We start from the raw sequence: 20,863 nt of genomic DNA, 5'->3' as shown, positions 1-20,863 counted from the left end.
GTGGTCGTATTGGTGCGTCACTCGTAATGGGTCCACATCCGTAGCACCCGAACCGTGTGCTCTTGCGCGATGACTTCGTACACCAGGCGATGCTGGATATTGATGCGCCGCGAATACGCACCCGCCAGATCCCCGACCAGCTTTTCATAAGGCGGCGGATTACGGAAAGGGTCTGTTGCCAACACGCCCAGCAGGTCCTGTGCCTTGGGTTTCAGGCCGGTAGCCGCCAGTTTCTTGGCATCCTTCAGCGCATGTCTGCTGAAAACGATCTGCCAATTCACCAGTCGAGTTCCTTGGCGCTATCCGCCAGGGGTTCGGCCATCCCCGCTTTGATCGATTCCCGCATTCCAGGGACAGACAGCAGGTGCAGTGTTTCCTGGATCGCCTGCCAATCCTCGCTGGCGACCAGTACGGCACCGCCGCGCTTGCCCGCGATATGGATCGGTTGGTGCGACTCGGCAGTCTCGTCGATCAGACGATAGAGATTGGCGCGTGCTTCACTGGCGGTCAGGGTCGTCATGGGGATTCCTTGAACCGCCTATCGTACGTTTTTGCGTACGTTAGCTCAAGTGTTTCGATGACGAGTGCAGGAGAAGGCCGTACGACTGTTCAGTTCGCACCTGCTGCGACAGCTTTTCCCACCTCCACCGTTCCCTGCGCCGCCCCGCTCATCGGCACCTGCTCCCCCGCCCGGTCCGTCACCTGCGCCAGTCGCGCGGCCAACTGCTCCGCCGCATCCGCCCCGGTCCCCACGTAGATCCCCTGCGTCAGCGTGATGTGCGCCGCCTCGAAGCTGCCGGCCCCGGCGCAGAGCACCGTGCGGTTGGGCGCGTCGTCGGAGGCCAGCACCAGCATCGCCGGCACCACGGCGGCCGGGTCCAGGGCGGCCAGCACCTCGCGCGGCATCAGGCCCTCGGTCATGCGGGTGGCGGCGGTGGGGGCCAGGCAGTTGACGCGGATGCCGTGCTTCTCGCCTTCGATGCTCAGGGTCTGCATCAGGCCGACCAGCGCCATCTTGGCGGCGCCGTAGTTGCTCTGGCCGAAGTTGCCGTACAGGCCCGAGGACGAGGTGGTCATCACGATGCGCCCGTGCTTCTGCGCCGCCATCACCGGCCAGACGGCCTTGGTGCAGTGCACCGCGCCCATCAGGTGCACGTCGACCACCAGCCGGAAGTCGGCGATGTCCATCTTGGCGAAGCTCTTGTCGCGCAGGATGCCGGCGTTGTTGACCAGCACGTCGACCCGGCCCCAGGCATCGACCGCCTGCTGCACCATCGCCTGCACCGCCTCGGCGTCGGTCACCGAGGCGCCGTTGGCGATCGCCTGGCCGCCGGCCGCCACGATCTCGTCGACCACCTTCTGCGCCGCCGAGACCGAGCCGCCCTGGCCGTCCACCGCGCCACCCAGATCGTTGACCAGCACCTTCGCGCCGCGCGCGGCCAGGGCCAACGCATGCTGGCGGCCGAGCCCGCCGCCCGCGCCGGTGACGATGGCCACGCGGCCGGTGAAATCGAGGGTCATGGAGGTGTCTTTCGGTGTGGATAGGGGAGTGCGCCACCGCCTCGGCGGGCGGCGCTCGGTGCGAGGCACTGTACGGCGGATGCCCGGCGCGGCCTGTCGCCGGGCCTACAGGGCCGGAGACAAAGGCAGGTGTCTACGTTGTTCGATCGAAAGATCGATCTTCGAGGTGCCGATGCTCGATCAGCGGCCGTCGGCAGGCAGTGCATCCCGCACCGGCATCCCCGGATGGCAGAACAGCTGCGACAGCGTCTCCCGCAGCCACACGTGCGGCGCACTCGTGCCGTGGCGCTGGTGCCAGATCAGGCCCAGCGGGCGCACCGGCATCGGGATCGGGGCTTCGCGCTGGCACAGCTTCGAGGCATACGCGCTCAAGTCCAGCAGCGAGACGGGCAGCACCGCGATGCAGTCAGACGCGGCCAGCACCGCCAGGGCCTGGGTGTAGTGGTTGAGGGTGACGACCAGGTTGCGCTGCAGTCCGTGGGTCTGCAGCAGGCTGTCGTAGAGCGGCATGGTCATGCCGGGCAGGCAGACGTCGAGGTGGCGGGCCGCCAGAAAAGTGTCGACCGCCAGCGGGCCCTGCGCCAGCGGATGGCCCCGGCGCATCAGGCAGCGCGAGTGGATCGGCCACAGCGTCTCGGCGCGCAGGCCGTGGGAGCTCTGCGCATCGTCGAGGTTGGCGCCGATGGCCAGGTCGATGCCTTCGCGCTCGAACATCGGGAACATGTTGGCGACGCTGTAGGGCACCAGCTTGACCTGCACCAGGGGCGCGTGGCGTTCCAGATGCGCGCTCAGCCGCGGCATGACGCGCTCGACGGTGTAGTCGGACATCGCGATGGTGAAGGTGCCCTCGTAGGTCATCGGCGCGAACGCCGCCGGGCTCAGCGTCTTCTCGATCGCCAGGTAGTGCGGCTTCAATTGCTCCCACAGTTCCTGGCCGCGGCTGGTGGGCCGGATGCCGGTGGCGGTGCGCTCGAACAGCACGTCGTCGAGCGCGCCGCGCAGCCGCTGCAGCGAGTTGCTGACCGCCGACTGCGAGATGCACAGCACGCCGCCCGCGCGGGTCACGCTCTGCTCGCTGATCAACGCCGCGAAGACCCGCAGGAGGTTGAGGTCCATGCCCTGGAACGTGCCGCGCCGGCGGCCCTGCGGGACGAGCGCAGTGGCGGTTTCCGCAGGCCATATTGAGGTTGGATTATCAAGTTCGGAGTGCATGGCGGCGCTATTCATGCAATTGCTGTGCCCCATTTGCAGAATGCGTTAGACGAATGAATCGGCAGGCCCTGTAATTTGCCGCATGTCTTCTCTGGAGCAATGCGTGAAAACTCTCGATCGTCGTCAAATCCTGGTGGCCGGCGCCATCGGCGCTCTGCTGCAAGGCACCCGGTCGTGGGCCGCGGCGCCCGCGTCGGCCACCTTCCGCATCGGTGCGCTCAACCCCATCACCGGCGGCGGCGCCAACTTCGGCAGCGGCATGCAGCAGGCCATCCTGATCTCGGCGGCCGAGGTCAATGCCGCGGGCGGCGCCGCCGGCCGCAAGCTCGAGGTGTTCCCCGAGGACGACCAGACCAGCCCGACGGCCGCGGTGCTCGCCGCCAAGAAGCTGCTCGAGGTCAACAAGGTTCAGGCGATCCTCGGGACCTGGGCCTCGGGCGTGTCGCTGGCGGTGCTGCCGATGACCAACGCGGCCGACGCCATCCTGATGCACACCTCGGGCGCGGTGGCGCTGGCCGACCCGAAGGTCAACGCCCGGAAGATGGCGTTCCGCTACCAGGGCAGCTCCAAGCATCTCAGCAAGGCCTTCGCCACCGCCGCCCGCAAGGAGGGCCTGACCCGGCCGGCGGTGATGGCGCAGAACAACCCGGCGCTGGCGCCGCATGCCGAGGGTTTCCGCAAGGTGTGGACGGCCGACGGCGGCAAGCTGACCGATTTCGTGCTGTACGAGCCCAACCGGCCCAGCTACCGCTCGGAGCTGCAGCAGGTGCTGCGCTCGCGGCCCGACGGCATCATCCTGTCGGCCTACGTGCCCGACGCCAGCGCCATCGTCCGCGAGTGGGCGCAGCTCGGCACGCCGATGAAGTGGATCATCCCGGGCTTCGGCGCCAACGTGGACTTCATCAAGGCGGTCACGCCCGAGGTGGCAGAAGGCATCGTGGTGGTGGAATCGGTGGTCAACGACAAGAGCGGCGCCTACGCCCGCTATGCCCGGCAGTACGCGCTGGCGATGAAGCAGGCGCCCGAGAGCAACGTCTACGCCGCCATGTGCTACGACATGGTCCAGGTGCTGGCGCTGGCCATCGAGGCCGCCGGCCCGGGTGCCGATATCCAGGCGATCGTGGCCAAGATCCATGCGGTCACCACAGGCAACGGCCAGCCGGTCGACGGCTTCGTGGCCGGCAAGAAGCTGCTCGACCAGAAGAAGGCGGTCAACTACGTCGGCGCCTCGTCGAACATCGATTTCGACGCCGAGAACGATGTCGACCCGACCTTCGCCGCATTCGTGATCCGCGCCGGCAAGTGGTCGGCGGCCTACGCCATCTGAGCGACGGGGCCGCACCGTGGACCTTCTCTGGTACGACTACGCCAACCTGGCGCTCAACGGCCTGGCCGAGGGCCTCTTGATCGCGCTGCCGGCCCTGGCGGTGACGCTGGTCTTCGGCGTGGCGCGGTTCCCGAATGCGGCGGTGGGCGACTTCGTCTCGCTCGGCGCCTTCGGCGCGCTGCTGGCGCACCGGGCGTCGGGCGGCTCGATCGCGGCCTCGCTGGCCGGCGGGGCGGCCACGGGCGCGCTGGGCTCCTGGCTCAGCTGGAAGCTGGCCTTCCAGCCGCTCCTGCGCCGCCACGGCCTGGCGCTCCTGCTCACCTCCATCGGCCTGGGATTCGTGCTGCGCGCCGCCATGGGCCTGGGCTTCGGCCACGAGATCCAGCTGTTCGACGTGCCGCTGATGCGCGCGCTGCGCTGGGGCCCGCTGGTGGTCAACCCGGTCGATGCGCTGGTGGCGCTGTTCTCGGTGGTGTGCATGGCGCTGGTGTTCTCGCTGCTGCGCTTCACCAGCGCCGGCCGCACGATGCGGGCGATCGCCGACGACATGGACCTGGCCCGCGTCGTGGGCATCGACAGCCGCGCCGCGATGGCCCGGATGTGGCTGCTGTCGGGCGTCATCTGCGGCGTGGCGGGCCTGGCGCTCGGGCTGAAGACGCAGGTCAGCCCCGAGGCGGGTGCCGACCTGCTGTTGCCGGCTTTCTCTGCCGCGGTGATCGGTGGCCTGGGCAATCCGCTGGGGGCGGTGCTGGGCGCGATCTGCCTGGGCGTGTTCCAGGAGCTGTCGACGCCCTTCGTCGGCTTCACCTACAAGATCGCGCTGTCGTACGTCGTGATGCTGCTGGTGCTGCTGTGGCGGCCGCAGGGCCTCTTCAACCGTGTGCAGGGGGTGCGCTGATGGAAGCCTACCTGCTGGCCATCGCGATCACCGCGCTGGTCTACGTACTGCTCACGCTGGGCCTCAACTTCCAGTACGGGTTCACCGGGCTGATCAATTTCGGCTACGTCGGATTCTTCGCACTGGGCGCCTACGCCACCGCGATCTGCACCGCGCGCCAGGGCTGGCCGGCGTGGACCGGCTTCGCCATCGGCATCGTGGTTCCCGCGCTGCTGGCCTGGCCGATCGGCCGGGTGGCACTGCGGCTGCGGGACGACTACCTGGCGATCGTGACGCTGGGGTTCTCCGAGATCGTGCGGCTGGTGATCGTCAGCGAGAAGCAGTTCACCAACGGCAACCAGGGCATCGCCGGGGTGCCCAAGCTGTTCGCCGGCTGGACCGGCCCGGCCGGTGCCGACGTGGCCCTGGCCGTGGTGCTGGTGGCGGCCTGCGCCGGGGTGGTGTGGCTGATGCGCGCCATCGTGCGCAGCCCCTACGGGCGGCTGATCCAGGCGATCCGCGACGACGAGACCGCGCTGCTGGCGCTCGGCAAGAACCCGGCGCGCTTCAAGACGCAGGTGCTGATGCTGGGCGCGGCCATCGCGGGCCTGGCCGGCAGCTTCTACGCCCACTACATCGGCTTCGTGACGCCCGAGCAGTTCGTTCCGATCGTCACCTTCCAGGTGTGGATGGCGATGATCATGGGCGGCGTCGGCCGGCTGCGCGGCGCGGTGGTGGGGGCCTTCCTGCTGCTGGCGGTGCTGGAGGGCTCGCGGGTGGCGCGCGACGTGCTGCCGGGCATCTCCGAGGTGGCGATGTCCAGCGCGCGGCTGGGCGTCATCGGGCTGGCCCTGATCCTGTTCATCCGTTTCCGGCCCCAGGGGCTGCTGGGGATCAAGCGTGACTGATGCCGCCCGACCGACCATCCTCGCGGCACGCGACATCGTGCTGCGCTACGGCAGCAACACCGTCCTCGACGGCCTGACGCTGGAGATCGACACCACCCGGCTCACCGGGCTGATCGGCCCCAACGGCGCGGGCAAGAGCACCCTGTTCTCGGTGCTGAGCGGCTTCATGCCGCAGGCGGCCGGCAGCGTGTCGTACGAAGGCCGCTCGCTCGACGGCATGCGCGCGGTGCGGCGGGCCCGGCTGGGGCTGATGCGCACCTTCCAGGTGCCGCGCGAGTTCCGCCACCTGACGGTGCTGGAGAACATGCTGGCCGCACCCTGGGACCAGCCCGGCGAATCGCTGGCCGCGCTGCTGCTGCGGCGCGCCACCGTGCGCCGCGCCGAGCAGGAGAACACCGAGCGCGCCTGGGAATGGCTGCGTTTCCTGCGCTTGGACGCGGTGGCCGGCACCGCGGCCGGGCAGCTCTCGGGCGGCCAGAAGAAGCTGCTGGAGCTGGGCCGCATCCTGATGCTGCAGCCGCGCTGCGTGCTGCTGGACGAGCCGTACGCGGGCGTCAACCCGGTGCTGATCGAGCAGATCTCGGAGCGCATCCGCGAACTGCATGCGCGCGGCATCGGCTTCGTCATCGTCGAGCACAACCTGCATGCGCTCTCGCGCCTGGTAGACCGGATGCTGGTGATGGATACCGGCAAGTTGCTGGCCCAGGGCGCGCCGTCCGAGGTGCTGGACGACCCGCGGGTCCAGGCCGCCTACATGGGAGCATGAGATGCACGTCCTGACACTCTCCGGCGTGGCCGGCGGATACGGCGAGGCCGACATCCTGAAGGGCGTCGACCTGGTGGTCGCGCCCGGCGAAATCGTCACCGTGGCCGGCACCAACGGCGCCGGCAAGTCGACGATGCTGAAGGCGCTGATGGGCCTGTTGCCGCGGATGCGCGGCGAGGTGGTGTGGGAGGGCCAGGCGCTGGGCGCGAGCCCCACCGAGACGCGGCTCGCCGCCGGCATCGCCTACGTGCCGCAGATCGCCAACGTGTTCCCCCGCCTCACCGTGCTGGAAAACCTGCTGGTGGTACAGGGCGTCCCGGGCGTCAGGCAGCGGGCCCAGGAGATGGTGGCGGCGTTCCCGGTGCTGCAGCCGCTCCTGGGGCGCATGGCCGGCAGCCTGTCGGGCGGCGAGCGCCAGCAGCTGGCCTTCGCCCGCGCGCTGATGTCGAAGCCGCGCCTGGTCTGCCTGGACGAGCCGACCGCCGCGCTCTCGCCGATCATGGCCAAGAGCATCTTCGCCCACATCGCGCGGCTGCCGGCGCTGGGCGCCTCGGTGCTGATGGTCGAGCAGCGCGCCCGCGACGCGCTGGCGATCAGCCACCGCGGCTACATCCTCGACCAGGGCCGGGTGGCGCTGGAAGGGCCGGCCGCCACGCTGCTGGACGACCCGCGCGCGGTGGAGCTGTACCTGGGGCATGCCGCGTGAGCGCCGCGTCCGACGCACGCGGCCCCCACGACCCGGCCGACGTGCTGGCCCGGCTGGCCGACGCATCGGCCGTGCTCGCCGGCTCCGCCGACGATGCCGCGCTGTACGCGGCGGTGCAGGACGCGCTGGCGGCCCTGGCGGGTTTCCGGCTGCTGACCGTCCTGCGCACGACTCCCGCGGGCGACGGGCTGGAGCGGATGCACACCAGCGACCTCGCGGCCTATCCCGCCGGCGGCGTCAAGCCTGTCGGCGGCGATGCATGGCTGCAGTGCCTGCTGACCGCCTCCGAGCCGCAGCTGTCGCCCGACGCCGACGCCGTGCGGCGCCGCTTCTTCGACGCCGACGCCGTCTTCGCGCTGGGCTGCCAATCGGCGCTCAACGTCCCGGTCCGGTTCCGGGGCCGCACCCTCGGCACCCTGAACCTGCTGCACCGTGCCGGCTGGTACCGGCCGTCGGACAGCGCCACATGCCAGCTTTTCGCGAACCTGATCGGCGCCGCCTGGGCGGCCGGGCAGGCCGCTGCGACGCGTCCCGCACCCACTCTGCAAACCTTGTGAGAACTCCCTTGAAACGTCTCGTCTTTCGCAATGCCCACCTGTTCGACGGCGTGTCCGACGCGCTCAAGCCCCACGCCACCGTGGTGGTGGAGGACGGCACCATCGCGGCGGTGGATTTCGGCGACCTGCCGGTGGACGACGCCGAGGTGATCGACCTGGCCGGCCGCACCCTGATGCCCGGCCTGATCGACGCGCACGTGCACGTCACCGCCACGATCCCCGATTTCTTCAAGCTCTCGATGCTGCCGCAGTCGCTGGTGACCGCGCAGGCCAAGGACGTGCTGGCCGGCATGCTCGGCCGCGGCTTCACCACGGTGCGCGATGCGGGCGGTGCCGATGCCGGCCTGGTGCAGGCGGTGGAGCAGGGCATCTTCGCCGGGCCGCGCCTGTTCATCGCGGGCCGCGCGCTGTCGCAGACCGGCGGCCACGGCGACACCCGGCCGGCCTTCTTCCAGAACGTGGGCTGCGCCTGCTGCGGCGCGGTGGGCATCCTGGGCCACATCGCCGACGGCGTGGGCCCGGTGCGGCGCGCGGTGCGGGAAGAGATCCGCAACGGCGCCCACCAGATCAAGGTGATGGCCGGCGGCGGCGTCTCCACCCCCAGCGATCCGCTGGAAGGCACCCAGTATTCGATCGAGGAACTGACCGCCATCGTCGAGGAGGCCACCGCCGCCCGCACCTACGTGATGGCTCACGCGTACTCGCCCGAGGCGATCCTGAGGGCGGTGCGCTGCGGCGTGCGCTCGATCGAGCACGGCAACCTGCTCGACCAGGCGTCGGCCGAGGCGATGGCGCGCGCCGGGACCTTCCTGGTGCCGACGCTCGCCACCTACGCCGCGCTGGGCCGGGAAGGCGGAAGGCTGGGCTGGTCGGCCGCGATGCTGGAGAAGACCGAGCGGGTGAAGAACCAGGGCATCGAGGCGCTGCGTATCGCCCGGGCGGCCGGCGTGAAGATCGCGCTCGGCACCGACCTGCTGGGCGACATGCACCTGTCGCAGAGCGACGAGTTCACCCTGCGGCTGCCGGCCATGCCGGCGGTCGAGGTCCTGCGCAGCGCCACCGGCGTGAACGCCGAGCTGATGCGCCAGGAAGGCCGCATCGGCACCGTGGCCCCGGGTGCGCACGCCGACCTGCTGGTGATCGACGGCAATCCGCTCGAGGACATCACCCTGCTGCAGCGCGAGGCCGCGATGCCGATGGTGATGCAGGGCGGCCGCTTCCACCGCCGCGTCGGCCTGCCGGCCGCCGTCTAGCCGAACCGGCCGGAGCTGCGCACCCCGCGGCGCGCGGTGTGTCAGGCCGGCTGCGCGGCCCGCGCCTGCATCGTCCGCGGCATCAGCCGCGTGGGCGAGACGTACTGCTCGCGGTACTGCTCGAAGGGCAGCGTGTCGGCCGCCTCGATCGCCTTCTGCGCATCGACCGACTGCTGGGCCATCAGCGCGAACGCGGCCTGGCGATCTGCGGGCAGGGGCGTAGCCAGCAGCGCGTCGCGGGTGGCGAGCGAGCGGCTGCGGATGAAGTCGACGAAGGAGTTGCCGTGGTCCTGCGCCATCGCCTTCAGCACCCGGGCCGAGGGCAGCGTCTGCGGCGCGGCGAGCGACGCCTCGGCGGCGCGCACCGCCTCGGCATGCAGGCTGCCGCCGTCGACCGCGTCCAGCGCGGCGGCCAGGGGCACGCATTCGGCCAGGATCTCGGCGGCCCAGTCCATCAGCAAGACGGCGCGGCCGCGGCGCTGCAGCCGCAGGCCGGGCTCGCGGCCGCGGGCGGCCACCAGGTGCTGGTTGTGGCCGATCTCGGCGATCTCCTCGGGGCTGTCGTCGGGGCTTTCGGCCAGCAGGCAGTGCAGCAGGAACACGTCGAGCAGCCGCACGGTGCGCGGGCTGATGCCCAGCGGCTCGAACGGGTCCAGGTCCATCAGCCGCACCTCGACGTACTCCACGCCGCGTTCGCGCAGCGCGTGCAGCGGCCGTTCGCCGGGGAAGATGGTGCGTTTGGGGCGAATCGTGCCGTAGAACTCGTTCTCGATCTGCAGCAGCGTGGTGGCCAGCTGGTTGTATTCGCCGCCCAGGTTGCGCACGCCGATGGTCTCGTACGCCGGGTAGGGTTGGGTGAGGGCCTCGTGCAGCGAGGCGCCGTAGCCTTCCAGGCAGTTGTAGCTGACCGAGAGCGACGCCTGCGCCTCGCTCTGGTAGCCCAGCCGGCCCATGCGCAGCGAGGTGCCGTGGGGCATGTGCATCGTGTAGTCGCCGATGCGCTGCAGCTCGTGCGGCCGGCCTTCGACGAAGCTCTCGCACACCGCCGGCGAGGCGCCGAACAGCACCAGCGGCAGGAACGCGTGCCGGCGGAAGTTGCGGATCAGCGCGAAGTACTGCGCGCTGGAGAGGCCCGGCATCGACCAGTTGTAGTGGATGCCCGAGATGGTCTGCATCCGTCGGCCGTAGCGGTGGCCCAGGCCCATGCGGTAGACGCTCTTGGCGCGGCCGACGTTCGAGGTGCCGTAGCGGCCGATCGGGATCGTCTCGTCCGAGGGCAGGCCGCAGGGCATGCTCGATGCCCACATCAGCTCGTCGGCCCCGGGCGCGACCGACTGGGCGACGAAGCGGTGCACCTCGTGCAGCTCGTCCAGGCAGGCCTCGACGCCGGCGTGCACGCCGGTGATCAGCTCCAGCTGCGATTCGCTGAAATCGGTGGTGATGTGGGGATGCGTCAGGGCCGAGCCCAGTGCCGCCGGATGCGGCGTCAGCGACAGCTTGCCGTCGGCACGCGATCGCAGGCTTTCCTTCTCGATGCCGCGCCGGATGCCGGTGAGGCTGCCGGGCGTCAGTGCCTCCAGCCGCTGTTGCAGTTCGCCCATGGTTTCTTCATTCTTGGAATTTGCTGGCCCGCACGGTAACACCGCCCGGAGATTTGCGCCCGTATTCGCCGCAATGCCCGCCCGCCGCCGACCGCGTGCTATCGAATGTATAGCTGGTGGTCGGCTTGCAGCGCCGGCTGGAGGCCGATCCGGTCAAAAGATCATGCGCGCAGGATGCAGGTTCAGCCCAGAACCTGCAGCAGGAACCGGTTGAGGTCGGCCACTTCCTGCGGGCATACCGTGTGCTGCATCGGGTAGGTATGCCACTCGACCGGGTAGCCCAGCGCCTGCAGCGCGTCGCGCGTCGCCTCGGCGCGGGGCAGCGTCACCACGCCGTCCTGCCGTCCGTGGGCCAGGAAGATCGGCGTGCGCCGGTTCGCGGCGCTGCGCTCGGCGGCGGTGGTGGCCGCCACCGGCAGGTAGCCCGACAGGCCGACGATGCCGGCCAGCGGCTCGGCATGGCGCACGCCGGTCATCAGCGCCATCGCGCAGCCCTGCGAGAAGCCGGCGACGACGATGCGGCCGGCCGGCACGCCCCGGGCCTTCTCCTGCGCGATCAGCGCCTCCAGCAGCGCCTGCGAGCGGCGCAGGCCGGCGTCGTCCTCCTGCCGCTGGCCGCCGACCTCGGGGAAGATGTCGTACCACGCGGGCATCGCATAGCCGCCGTTGATGGTGACCGGCTGCACCGGCGCGAAGGGGAACACGAAGCGCACCGGGCCGACGGCGGCCAGGTCCAGTTCGTCGGCGAAGGGCACGAAATCCTCGCCGCTGGCGCCCAGGCCGTGCAGCACGACGATGCTGGCGCGCGGCTGCGGGCCGGTCTCGATCTCGATGGGGGAGGAAGTGGGGGTCATGCGCCGTCTGCCGGGTGAAGGGGCGACGAGCATACCGCCCGGGCCGGGGCGAGAGGCAGGCCTGCCGCCGCAGGCCGGCTCGCTAGATCAGCAGCGCATCTGCCTGCAGGCCGGCCACCACCCGCAGCAGCGAGCGGTTGACGTCCTCGGGCGGCATGCCGTGGCGCTTGCCCAGCGCATGGGTGGCGGGCGTGTCGGCCGATTCCAGGGCCATCGCCATCTGCAGCGCCTCGGCGTAGGGGCCGGTGTGGAGCACCGCCGCGTCGTAGAGCCGGCTCGACAGCGGCAGGCTGTTGAGGATCGCGCCCAGCGGCTGGTCGAGCAGGTGGTCCAGGCCCGAGAACAGGCCGCACATCGCGACTTCGCGGCGCAGTGCGCCTTCCACGCCCGACTCCAGCAGGTGCTCCATCAGCCGGCCGCGCAGCACCAGGGTGGCCTTCACCGGCCGCAGCGCGGTGTCGTGGCTGGCGTGGGGCAGCTGCTCGGCCAGCCAGCGTGCCAGGGTCGAGGTGCCCAGCATCATCAGCGCGTGCCGGACCGATTCGGCCTTGCCGCGCAGTCCCACGCCCGGCGAGTTGGCATACACCAGGAAGCGGTAGGCGAGCAGCGGGTCGTCGCAGAGGATGCGGTCGACCTGCTCGGCCGGGCGGTCGGCCTCCAGCGCCTGCAGCGTCGCCAGCACCACCGCGTGCTCCGGCTCCAGCGGCTTGTGGCGCAGGTGGTAGACGGTGTCTTCGGCCGGCCAGCCGGCCACGGCCAGCGCGCCGCAGCGCTGCAGGCAATAGTCGGCCAGGGCCAGGCTCGGCAGCTCGCCGAAGATGTGGCCCGGCGGCCAGATGCCCGGCGGCACGGCCTGGCCGCTGCCGTAGTCGGGCGCAGGGCGCCGTGCCTCGTGCAGCGCCTGGGCGGCCATGCCGGGCGGCAGCGTCAGCCAGTGGCGGGCGAAGCAGTTGGCGATCGTGTGGTCGGGCGGCAGGGCGGCGTCGCCCTTCCAGACCAGCTGCAGCCCGCGGCGGTAGGCGCGCCGCACCGATTCGGCCACGCCCGGCCGGCCCAGGGCCTCGGCCATCACGACGATGGTGGGGGCGAACAATCCGTTGGTGGAGAAGGTGGGCGTGCGGCCGGCGGGCAGCGGCGGCCGCGCATGGTCGAGCAGGTCGATCAGCAGGCGCTGCGACTGCACCACCAGGAAGAGGGGCGGTGCCTCGGCCGGCAGCAGGTCCTGGATGGCGTCGAGCAGATGCTGGGCGTCCACCCCGGCGTCCACGGTGCGCACGAAGAGCGCCACGCCCGCCAGCGTGCGGCGCGGTCCCCAGAGCGGCTGGTAGCCGAGGGTGATGCTGTCGAGAACGGAAGCGGTCATGCAGTGCGCGGCGCAGAGGCGTGGGATCGGATCGAGGGCGCCATCGTAGCCGGGCGGCCCGGCCTGCGGCCCCGGGGCAAACGATCAGCCGCCGATGAAGTTGAACAGCGACAGCTTCTGGATCTGCGCGTACGACTGCAGCGCGGCCGAGTAGCCGGTCTGCTGGTTCTGGAAATCCGAGATGCGCTTGATCTGGCTGTCCTGGTCGGAGCCCTCGGCCACCGACAGGTCGGAGGTGACCTGCGTGGTGCGCGCATCCTGCACGTCGCTGATCCGGTCGGCCCGGTTGAGCAGCTCGCCGGCGTAGCCGCGGCTGGCCGAGGTACGGGTCAGGCCCGCGTCGAGCTGCACCAGCGCGTTGGTCACCGCCTGGCCGATCGCGCCGACGTTGGCGCCCGCCTTGCCGATGGTGGAGATCGCGTCGTCCAGCGTCTTGAACAGGTTGCTGGTGGTGCTGGTGCCGACGTTGATCGTGTCGCCCACCGCCGGGTTGCCCTTGACGGTCAGCGAGAGGCCGTCGAACGCGATCGCGTTGCCGGCGACATAGGGCTGGTTGGTGAGCGCGGCGGTGCCGGTCGTGGTGTTGGTGACGGTGTAGGTGGTCTTGCCGGCCGCGTCGAGCGCGAAGCTGATGCTGTAGCCGTTGCCGGTGAGGGCCGACGGGTCGGTCACCTTGCCCGCGTCGGTCGAGGCGGTGCCGGTGTTGGTCACCTTGCCGGTCGCGTCCTTGGCCAGGTCGACGGTGAACACGCCGTTGCCGGTGGGCACGTTCATGAAGGTCGCCTTGCCGTCGATCGTGTTGGAGATCGCGTTGCCGGCGCTGGCGTTCTGGCCGGCGACCGCGTCGTAGCTCACGTTGCCGCTGCCGTCGACGAAGGGCGCCACGCCGCTGCCCAGGCCGCCGAAGAGCGGCTGGCCGTTGGTGTCCTTCTCGTTGGCATAGGCCAGGATCTGGTCGCGCAGCGAGGTAAGCTGCTGCGCGATGCTGGCCCGGTCGGTCGCGTTGTAGACGCCGCTGCCGGCCTGCACCACCAAGTCGCGGAAATCCTGGATCGCCGAGTTGACGCTGCCGAGCGTGCTCTCGGCGTTCTGGATCGTGTTGCGCTGGGCGGCCAGGGCGCGCTGCTCCGAGTCGATGCGCGAGAGCCGGGTGGTGGCGCGCTCGGCCGCGGCAGCGGCGGTCGGGTCGTCGCTGCCGCGCAGCACCGACTTGTTGGCGCTCATCTGGCCCTGCAGGGTGACGAGCGAGTTCTGCCGGGCCGAGAGGTTGCGCAGCGCCGTCTCGTAGGAGTTGGCGGTGCCCATGCGGGAAAAGGGTGCGGTCACGGGGTGGTCTCCTGCAATGCGGCGCGTCAGCGGCCCATGGTCTGGATCAGCGAGTCGAAGATGCTCTGCGACACCTGGATCAGCTTGGCCGACGCCTGGTAGGCCTGCTGGTACATCAGCAGGTTGCCGGCTTCCTCGTCGAGGTTGACGCCCGAGATGGCGGTCTTGTCGGCCGTCAGGCTCTTGGCGATGGACGACGACACCTGCGACGCGTACTGCGCGTTCTGTACCCGCAGCCCCACGCCGGCGATGATGCCGGAGTAGCCGTCCGAGACGGTCGCGCCGTCGAACGCCGCCACGTCGGCGATGCCGGCCAGGGCGCCCGCGTTGCCGGCGCTGGTGCCGCGGTAGGCCGCAGTGGCCGCGCCGATGGTGACGGTGTCGCCGGCCGCGGGCGTGCCCTTCAGGGTGATGCTGCGGCCTTCGACCACGATCGCCTGGCCCGGCACGTAGTTGGCCATGACGGTGGCGCCGCCGGCGTCGGTATAGCTGTAGGTGTCCTGCGTCGACGGGGCCACCGCCTTCGCGAAGGTCAGCGTCAGGTTGCTGGTGGGCAGCGCCAGCGCCGGCGTGGCGGCGATCGAGGCCACCGCCAGCGTGCCGGTGTTGGTGGTGCCCAGCGTCGGCTGGATCGGGCTGGCCACGGCCAGTGCGCGCGGATCGGAGACGGTGCTCTTGATCTTCGCGGCCGACACCTCGAAAGGCTTGGCGGTGAGGGTGCTGTTGCCCGCGGGCGCCGGCGTGCCGACGGCGAAGCGCAGTCCGTCGAGCGTGGCGGCGGTGCCGCCGGCGAAGGTCAGGGCGCCACCGGCGATGGTGAACGCTTCCTTGCTGCCGTCGGAGGTGCGGATCAGCGTGCCGCCGGTTCCGGCGGCGTCGAAGTGCAGTTCGTAGTTGGTCGCCTTCAGCGCGGTGGTGTCGGTGAGCGTCACGCCCACCGCGGTGCTTTTCACGCCGGTGCTGTCGTAGACGTTGTCCACCTGCGGCGTGGTGAAGAGCGCGGTGCCCTGCTTGCCGTTCAGGTCTACGCCCACCGCATGCTGCGCATTGACCAGCGAGGACACGGTCACCGCCATCCGGCCCAGCTGGTTGCGGGCGTCGGCCAGGTCGCCGTTGTTGAACTTCAGCAGGCCGGCGATGCTGCCGCCGCCGATGGTGTTCTCGTCGAGCACCGTCGTCGCGTTGTTGCGCACGATGGTCAGCTTGGCGCCGGTCGGGTCGTCGGTGTTGAGCGTCAGCGGCGTCACCGTCACGCCCAGCACCAGCGGCTGGCTGCCCAGGAACACGTTGACGGTGCCGTCCTCGGCCGCCAGCTGCGAGGTCTGCACGTAGCCGTTCAGGTCGTTGATGAACTGGTCGCGCTTGTCCAGCAGGTCGTTGGGCGCATGGCCGCTGCTGGTGGCGCGGGCGATCTGCTCGTTGACCTCGGCGATCTGCGCGGTGAGCCGGTTGACCGCGGTGACGGCCGAGCCCAGCTCCTGCTTGGTGGAGCTGGCCAGGTCGTCGAGCCGGGCCGACGCGTTGTTGAAGCGGGTGGCCAGCTCGTCGGTGCGGGCCAGCGCGACCGAGCGGGCGGTCAGGTCGGTGGGGGTGATCGCCGCGTCGCTGAAGGCGCCCATCAGGTCGGTGATCGCCGCGCCCAGGCCGGTCGCGCCGCCGGGGAACACGTCCTCCATCTGGTAGAGCTTGGTGGCGCGCGCGGTGTCGCCTGCGGCGACCGAATTGGCCGCGGTGCTCTGCTTGATCAGGAAGTCGCTGTGCTGGCGGTCGACCGTGACGATCTGCACGCCCTTGCCGATATAGCCGCTGCCGGTGTTCTGGCCCTGCACCTGGCCCATCACCACCGTCTGGCGCGAGTAGCCGACGGTGTTGACGTTGGCGATGTTGTGGCCGGTGGTCGAGAGCGCGGCCTGGTTGGCCAGCAGCGCCCGGGTGCCGACGTTCAGCAGCCCGCTCATGGCGCGGCCCCTGCGCCGCGCAGGGCGGCGGCCGGGCGGCTCGACCGGACGGCGGCGTGCGGTGTCATGCCGCGTTGCCCGCGAAGACGGTGGCGGTGCCGTTGCCGGTACCGGCCGCGGGTGCCGGCACGGCGGCCTGCGCCTGCTGGGCGCGCTGCAGCTGCTCGGTGCTCTTGATCGCGCGGCTCAGCTTGCTGGCGTAGGCCGGGTCGGTGGCGTAGCCGGCGCGCTTCAGTTCGGTGGCGTAGCCGAGGGCCGAATCGGTCTTGCCGCGGGCGGCGGCGTAGCGCGGGCTCTCGTTGATCATCCGGGCGTAGTCGCGGAACGAATCCTCGTAGCTGTCGTAGGCCCTGAACTTGGCCGTGACCTTCTGCGCCTTGCCGCCGACGTATTCGGTGGTGGTGATCTCGGCGACCTTGCCGGTCCAGCCGCCGCCGGCCTTGATGCCGAACAGGTTGTACGAGTTGCTGCCGTCCTTCATCCGGATCTCGCTCTTGCCCCAGCCGGTCTCGTGGCCGGCCTGGCCGACCATGAAGGCGGCCGGGATGCCGCTGTCCTGGCCCACGCGGGCGGCGACGTCGGCATGCTGTTCCACGAAGCCCGCCTGCGTCTGGGTGGTGCGCACCCGGCTCGCCGGCGCCACGGTGGCCGCGGCGGCGGCGGCGCCGGCCGCACCGGTGATGCCGCTGGCGTCGAACCGGCCGAGCGACAGGGTCGAGGGCACCTTGAATTCCATCGGCGCGGCGTCGCCGTCGGCATCCGCGCCGCTGGTCTGCCGCGAAAGCTGCTTGGCGATCAGGTCCGACAGGCCGCCGCGCTGGCCCGACATCTGGACCGCGAACTGCTGGTCGAGCATGTCGGTGCCCAGGTCGGTGCCGGCGTTGTCGGTCAGGCCCGATTTCATCGTGGCCTCGCGCATGCTCTTCAACAGCTCGCGCATGAAGAGCGACTCGAGCTGCTTGGCCGTCTCGCGGATCGCCTTGGGGCTGTCCTGTCCGGCCTGGGCCTTGAGCGAGTTGAGGTTGCGCGCATCGGCCGCCAGGGCGTTGGACGAGACGGCGTTCTGCCCACCCGTCCCGAGCAGGGACGCGTTGGACATCACGGAGGAGGCAGCGGAGGAGATGGCCATGCAGGTGCTCCCGTCAGATCACTTCCAGCTCGGCATTGAGCGCGCCGGCGGCCTTGATGGCCTGCAGGATGGCCAGCAGGTCCTGCGGCGTGGCGCCGAGCGAATTCAGCGCCCGCACCACGTCGGCGAGCTGCGGCGATGCGGGCAGCGTCAGCAGCGTGCCGGGCTCCTGCTTGATCTGGATGTCGCTCTTCTGCGCCACCACCGTCTGGCCGCCGGAGAAGGCGCCGGGCTGGCTGATGACCGGGCTCGAGCTGATCGTGATCGCCAGGTTGCCGTGCGCGATGGCGCAGGGGCCGAGCGTGACCGACTGGTTCAGCACGATCGAGCCGGTGCGGGCGTTCACCACCACCTTGGCCGCGGGCGTGGACAGTTCCAGCGGCAGCTCTTCCAGGTCGGCGATGAAGCCGACGCGGGTGCTCGGGTCGAGCGGCGCCTGCACCTGCACCGTGCGGCCGTCGAGCGCCTGGGCGGTGCCGGCGCCGATGCGGCTGTTGATGATCTGGGCGACGCGGCGGGCGGTCTGGAAATCGGTGGCGTTCAGGTCGAGGTTGATCGTCGTGCCCTCCTGCAGCGGCGACGGGATGATCCGCTCGACCTGCGCGCCGCCGGGGATGCGGCCGGCGCTCAGGTGGTTGATCTGCACCTTGCTGCCGCCGGCGGCGGCGCCGGCACCGGCGATCACCATGTTGCCCTGGGCCAGGGCGTAGATCTCGCCGTCCACCCCGCGCAGCGGCGTGACGATGAGGGTGCCGCCCTTGAGCGACTTGGAGTTGCCGATCGACGACACGTTGATGTCGATCGCCTGCCCCGGCTGGGCGAAGGCCGGCATGTCGGCGGTGACCATCACCGCGGCCACGTTCTTCAACTGGAGCTGGGAGAGGGCGGCGGCCGGCAGCGTGATGCCGAGCTGCTGCAGGTAGTTGGACAGGCTCTGCGTGGTGACCGGCATCTGGGTGGTCTGGTCGCCGGTGCCGTCGAGGCCCACCACCAGGCCGTAACCCGTCAGCTTGTTGCTGCGGGCGCCGGCGATCTGGGCCACTTCCTTGATGCGGATCGCCTGGGCCGGCAGGGCCATGCCCAGGCCCGCCAGGGCCAGCAGCGCCGCGGCGGCCAGCCGGGCCGCCTGCAGCAGGCCGGATGCGCCGCGGGGAGCGGCGGCGACGGAAGCGATGGGGGAATGCAGTGCCATGGCTGCATTCTGCGGACGATCAGAAAGGGCTATAGCTGGAAAAGACGCGGGAAAACCAGCCTACTGTCTGCGCTTCGTCCTGCGCGCCCCGGCCGCGCGAGTCGACCCGCACGTTGGCCACCTGGGTGGACGGGATCACGTTGCCCGGCAGGATCGCCCGCGGATCGACGGTGCCGGTGAAGCGCATCACGTCGACGTTCTGGTTCACCCCGATCTGCTTTTCGGCGGCGATCATCAGGTAGCCGTTGGGCAGCACCTGCACCACGGTGCCGGTGATCGTGCCGGTGAAGGTGTTGGCGCTTTCGGTGCCGCCCTTGCCGGCGAAGGTGTTGGCGGTCGAGGCGCCGATGCCGGTGTTGGCCGCGAGCGACGCGGCGCCGAAGAAGGGCAGGGCGGTGATGCCCGCCTTGGCGCTGCTGGCCCGGTCGGTGGTGGACGACGACTTCTGGCTGGCCGAAACGTTCTCCGAAATCAGGATGGTCAGGCTGTCGCCCACCAGCCGGGCGCGCCGGTCCTCGAAGGCCGGGCGGAACTGGCTGACGTGGAACAGGCCGCCGGTCACCGGCGGCTTGGCCGCGGTGGTGTAGGTGATCGGCGGGGCCGAGGTGATGGCCATGTCGACCTGCGGCCGGGTGGTCTCGCAGCCGGCGAGCAGCAGGCCGGCGGCTGCGGCCAGCACGGGGATCAGAAGAGTGCGGAGGTTCGTCATCACAGTTGTCCCAGCTTCTGCAGCATCTGGTCGGAGGTGGTCACGGCCTTGGAATTCATCTCGTAGGCGCGCTGGGTCTGGATCATGGTGACCAGCTCCTGCACCACGTTGACGTTGGAGGTCTCGGTGTAGCCCTGCATCAGCGAGCCCAGGCCGTTCAGGCCCGCGGTGCCCTGCTGGGGCTGGCCGGAGGCGGCGGTCTCGGTGAACAGGTTCTGCCCGCGCGGCTCCAGGCCGGCCGGATTGATGAAGTTGGCCAGCGCGATCGTGCCGACCTGCTGCGGCGCGGCGGCGCCGCTGGTGGTGACGCTCACCGTGCCGTCGGCCGCGATCGAGACGCTCTGCGCGTTGGCGGGAATGGTCACGCCGCTGGCGACCGGCAGGCCGGTGGCGGTGACCAGCTGGCCCTGGGCGTTGACCTGGAAGGAACCGTCGCGGGTGTAGCCCAGCGTGCCGTCGGCCTGGGTCACCTGGAAGAAGCCGTTGCCCTTGATCGCCACGTCCATCACGTTGCCCGACTGCTGCAGGCTGCCCTGGGCGAACGAGCGGCTGGTGGCGACGGTGCGCACGCCCAGGCCGAGCTGCAGGCCGGTGGGCAGCTGCGCCTGCTCGGTGCTGTTGGCCCCCACCTGGCGCATGTTCTGGTACATCAGGTCCTCGAACACCGCCGTGGCGCGCTTGTAGCCGTTGGTGGAGACGTTGGCCAGGTTGTGCGAGATGACGTCCAGCTGGGTCTGCTGGGCTTCCATGCCGGTTTTGGAGATCCAGAGCGAATTGATCATGGCGGGCTACCTTGGAAATGTGGGGGCTGGTGGCGCGGGCATCAGCCCTGCATGCTCAGCAGCTTGCTGGCGGTCTTGTCGTTGGTCTCGGCGTTCTGCATCAGGCGCATCTGCTGCTCGAACTGGCGGGCGGCGGCGATCATCCCGACCATCGCCTCGACCGGGTTGACGTTGGAGCTTTCCACCGCGCCGGTCTGGATGCGGGCCAGCGCGTCCTGCGGCACGGGGTCGCCGGAGCGGGCGCGGAACAGGCCGTCGTCGCTGCGCTTCATCGGGTCTTCGGGCGTAGGCGTGGCCAGCTTCAGGCGGCCCAGCGTGGCGGGCGGCTGGCCGTCGGTCTTGGCGGTGATGGTGCCGTCCTGGCCCAGCGCGATCTGCGCGCCCGGCGGTACGTCGATCGGCGCGCCGCCGTCGGAGAGCACCGTCAGGCCGACGCTGTTGACCAGGGTGCCCTGGGCGTTGATCTCGAGCGTGCCGTTCTTGGTGTAGGCCTCGGTACCGTCGAGCCCCTGCACCGCGAACCAGGCGTTGCCCTGCGCCATCGCGTCCATGTTGCGGCCGGTGGGCTGCATCGCGCCGCGCCGGTCGTCGAAGCCCGCGGTCGTCTCGACCGAGAACACACGGGTGCTGGCGCCGTTGCCGTTGAGCGGCACTGCCCGGAATTGCGACAGCTCGGCCCGAAAGCCGTTGGTCGAGGCATTGGCCAGGTTGTTGGCCAGCACCGTCTGCCGCGCCGCAGCGGCGCTGGCGCCGGTCATCGAGGTGTAGATCAAACGGTCCATGCACAACCTTTCAAAAATCGACGCAGCCCGCGCGCTCCGC

The 20,863-nt window shown here is 70.4% G+C and carries 21 protein-coding genes; 7 read left to right on the top strand and 14 right to left on the bottom strand.

Annotated elements, in window-relative coordinates; translation table 11 throughout:
* Window positions 1-17 precede the first annotated feature (17 nt).
* The 4 genes from ASE76_RS20175 to ASE76_RS15955 form a co-directional block, all read right to left on the bottom strand.
* Window positions 18-281, bottom strand: coding sequence for a Txe/YoeB family addiction module toxin (locus ASE76_RS20175; RefSeq protein ID WP_082448650.1), 264 nt, complete (start codon window positions 279-281; stop codon window positions 18-20).
* On the bottom strand, window positions 278-520 hold the full coding sequence (locus ASE76_RS15965) for a type II toxin-antitoxin system Phd/YefM family antitoxin (protein ID WP_055841666.1): 243 nt from the start codon (window positions 518-520) through the stop codon (window positions 278-280). The genes ASE76_RS20175 and ASE76_RS15965 overlap by 4 nt, the downstream gene beginning before the upstream one ends.
* Window positions 521-609: 89 nt before the next feature.
* Window positions 610-1,521: an SDR family NAD(P)-dependent oxidoreductase gene (locus ASE76_RS15960; protein ID WP_055841663.1), complete on the bottom strand. Its 912-nt coding sequence runs from the start codon at window positions 1,519-1,521 to the stop codon at window positions 610-612.
* 180 nt (window positions 1,522-1,701) lie between these two features.
* Window positions 1,702-2,637: a LysR family transcriptional regulator gene (locus ASE76_RS15955; RefSeq protein WP_236698499.1), complete on the bottom strand. Its 936-nt coding sequence runs from the start codon at window positions 2,635-2,637 to the stop codon at window positions 1,702-1,704.
* A 199-nt stretch (window positions 2,638-2,836) separates the two neighbouring features.
* Between ASE76_RS15955 and ASE76_RS15950 the strand changes: the two genes are divergently transcribed.
* From ASE76_RS15950 to ASE76_RS15920, 7 genes are read left to right on the top strand one after another with little or no spacing between them, the layout of a single operon-like run.
* On the top strand, window positions 2,837-4,060 hold the full coding sequence (locus tag ASE76_RS15950) for an ABC transporter substrate-binding protein (RefSeq protein ID WP_236698498.1): 1,224 nt from the start codon (window positions 2,837-2,839) through the stop codon (window positions 4,058-4,060).
* Between the two features lie 16 nt (window positions 4,061-4,076).
* Entirely contained in the window at window positions 4,077-4,958 is an 882-nt protein-coding gene (locus tag ASE76_RS15945; RefSeq protein ID WP_055841657.1) for a branched-chain amino acid ABC transporter permease, read from the top strand.
* Entirely contained in the window at window positions 4,958-5,845 is an 888-nt protein-coding gene (locus ASE76_RS15940; protein WP_055841654.1) for a branched-chain amino acid ABC transporter permease, read from the top strand. The genes ASE76_RS15945 and ASE76_RS15940 overlap by 1 nt, the downstream gene beginning before the upstream one ends.
* Entirely contained in the window at window positions 5,838-6,611 is a 774-nt protein-coding gene (locus ASE76_RS15935) for an ABC transporter ATP-binding protein (protein ID WP_082448648.1), read from the top strand. Before ASE76_RS15940 ends, ASE76_RS15935 begins: the two co-directional genes overlap by 8 nt.
* 1 nt (window position 6,612) lies before the next feature.
* Complete coding sequence (locus tag ASE76_RS15930) at window positions 6,613-7,317, top strand: ABC transporter ATP-binding protein (protein WP_055841650.1); 705 nt, start codon at window positions 6,613-6,615, stop codon at window positions 7,315-7,317.
* Window positions 7,314-7,874, top strand: coding sequence for a GAF domain-containing protein (locus tag ASE76_RS20900; RefSeq protein ID WP_055841646.1), 561 nt, complete (start codon window positions 7,314-7,316; stop codon window positions 7,872-7,874). Before ASE76_RS15930 ends, ASE76_RS20900 begins: the two co-directional genes overlap by 4 nt.
* An 8-nt stretch (window positions 7,875-7,882) precedes the next feature.
* Window positions 7,883-9,127 (top strand): amidohydrolase family protein, encoded by a 1,245-nt coding sequence (locus ASE76_RS15920; RefSeq protein WP_055841643.1) that lies wholly within the window; start codon window positions 7,883-7,885, stop codon window positions 9,125-9,127.
* 41 nt (window positions 9,128-9,168) lie between these two features.
* On the opposite strand, the gene gshA is transcribed toward ASE76_RS15920, so the two are convergent.
* From gshA to ASE76_RS15870, 10 genes are all read right to left on the bottom strand, one after another.
* On the bottom strand, window positions 9,169-10,728 hold the full coding sequence (gshA, locus tag ASE76_RS15915) for a glutamate--cysteine ligase (RefSeq protein WP_055841640.1): 1,560 nt from the start codon (window positions 10,726-10,728) through the stop codon (window positions 9,169-9,171).
* A 182-nt stretch (window positions 10,729-10,910) separates the two neighbouring features.
* Window positions 10,911-11,582, bottom strand: a complete 672-nt coding sequence (locus ASE76_RS15910) for an alpha/beta hydrolase (RefSeq protein WP_055841638.1) — start codon at window positions 11,580-11,582, stop codon at window positions 10,911-10,913.
* 82 nt (window positions 11,583-11,664) lie between these two features.
* Complete coding sequence (locus tag ASE76_RS15905) at window positions 11,665-12,945, bottom strand: HDOD domain-containing protein (protein WP_055841635.1); 1,281 nt, start codon at window positions 12,943-12,945, stop codon at window positions 11,665-11,667.
* Between the two features lie 84 nt (window positions 12,946-13,029).
* Window positions 13,030-14,271, bottom strand: a complete 1,242-nt coding sequence (gene flgL, locus ASE76_RS15900; protein WP_236698497.1) for a flagellar hook-associated protein FlgL — start codon at window positions 14,269-14,271, stop codon at window positions 13,030-13,032.
* A gap of 26 nt (window positions 14,272-14,297) precedes the next feature.
* Window positions 14,298-16,229, bottom strand: a complete 1,932-nt coding sequence (gene flgK / locus ASE76_RS15895) for a flagellar hook-associated protein FlgK (RefSeq protein ID WP_055841629.1) — start codon at window positions 16,227-16,229, stop codon at window positions 14,298-14,300.
* A 64-nt stretch (window positions 16,230-16,293) separates the two neighbouring features.
* A complete protein-coding gene (gene flgJ, locus ASE76_RS15890) occupies window positions 16,294-17,328 on the bottom strand; it encodes a flagellar assembly peptidoglycan hydrolase FlgJ (RefSeq protein ID WP_082448646.1) in 1,035 nt (344 codons plus the stop codon).
* A gap of 43 nt (window positions 17,329-17,371) precedes the next feature.
* Window positions 17,372-18,550: a flagellar basal body P-ring protein FlgI gene (locus ASE76_RS15885; protein ID WP_055841626.1), complete on the bottom strand. Its 1,179-nt coding sequence runs from the start codon at window positions 18,548-18,550 to the stop codon at window positions 17,372-17,374.
* A gap of 19 nt (window positions 18,551-18,569) precedes the next feature.
* On the bottom strand, window positions 18,570-19,259 hold the full coding sequence (locus ASE76_RS15880; RefSeq protein WP_055841622.1) for a flagellar basal body L-ring protein FlgH: 690 nt from the start codon (window positions 19,257-19,259) through the stop codon (window positions 18,570-18,572).
* Entirely contained in the window at window positions 19,259-20,041 is a 783-nt protein-coding gene (flgG, locus tag ASE76_RS15875) for a flagellar basal-body rod protein FlgG (protein ID WP_055841619.1), read from the bottom strand. Before flgG ends, ASE76_RS15880 begins: the two co-directional genes overlap by 1 nt.
* A 41-nt stretch (window positions 20,042-20,082) precedes the next feature.
* Window positions 20,083-20,823 carry a flagellar basal body rod protein FlgF gene (locus ASE76_RS15870; RefSeq protein ID WP_055841616.1) on the bottom strand — a complete coding sequence of 247 codons (741 nt, stop codon included), beginning with the start codon at window positions 20,821-20,823 and terminating at the stop codon, window positions 20,083-20,085.
* Between the last annotated feature and the right edge of the window lie 40 nt (window positions 20,824-20,863).

This window comes from Xylophilus sp. Leaf220 (assembly GCF_001421705.1).
Taxonomy (GTDB): Bacteria; Pseudomonadota; Gammaproteobacteria; order Burkholderiales; family Burkholderiaceae_C; genus Xylophilus.
Note: the sequence above shows the minus strand (reverse complement) of the source record. Positions and strands in the feature narration are given on the sequence as shown.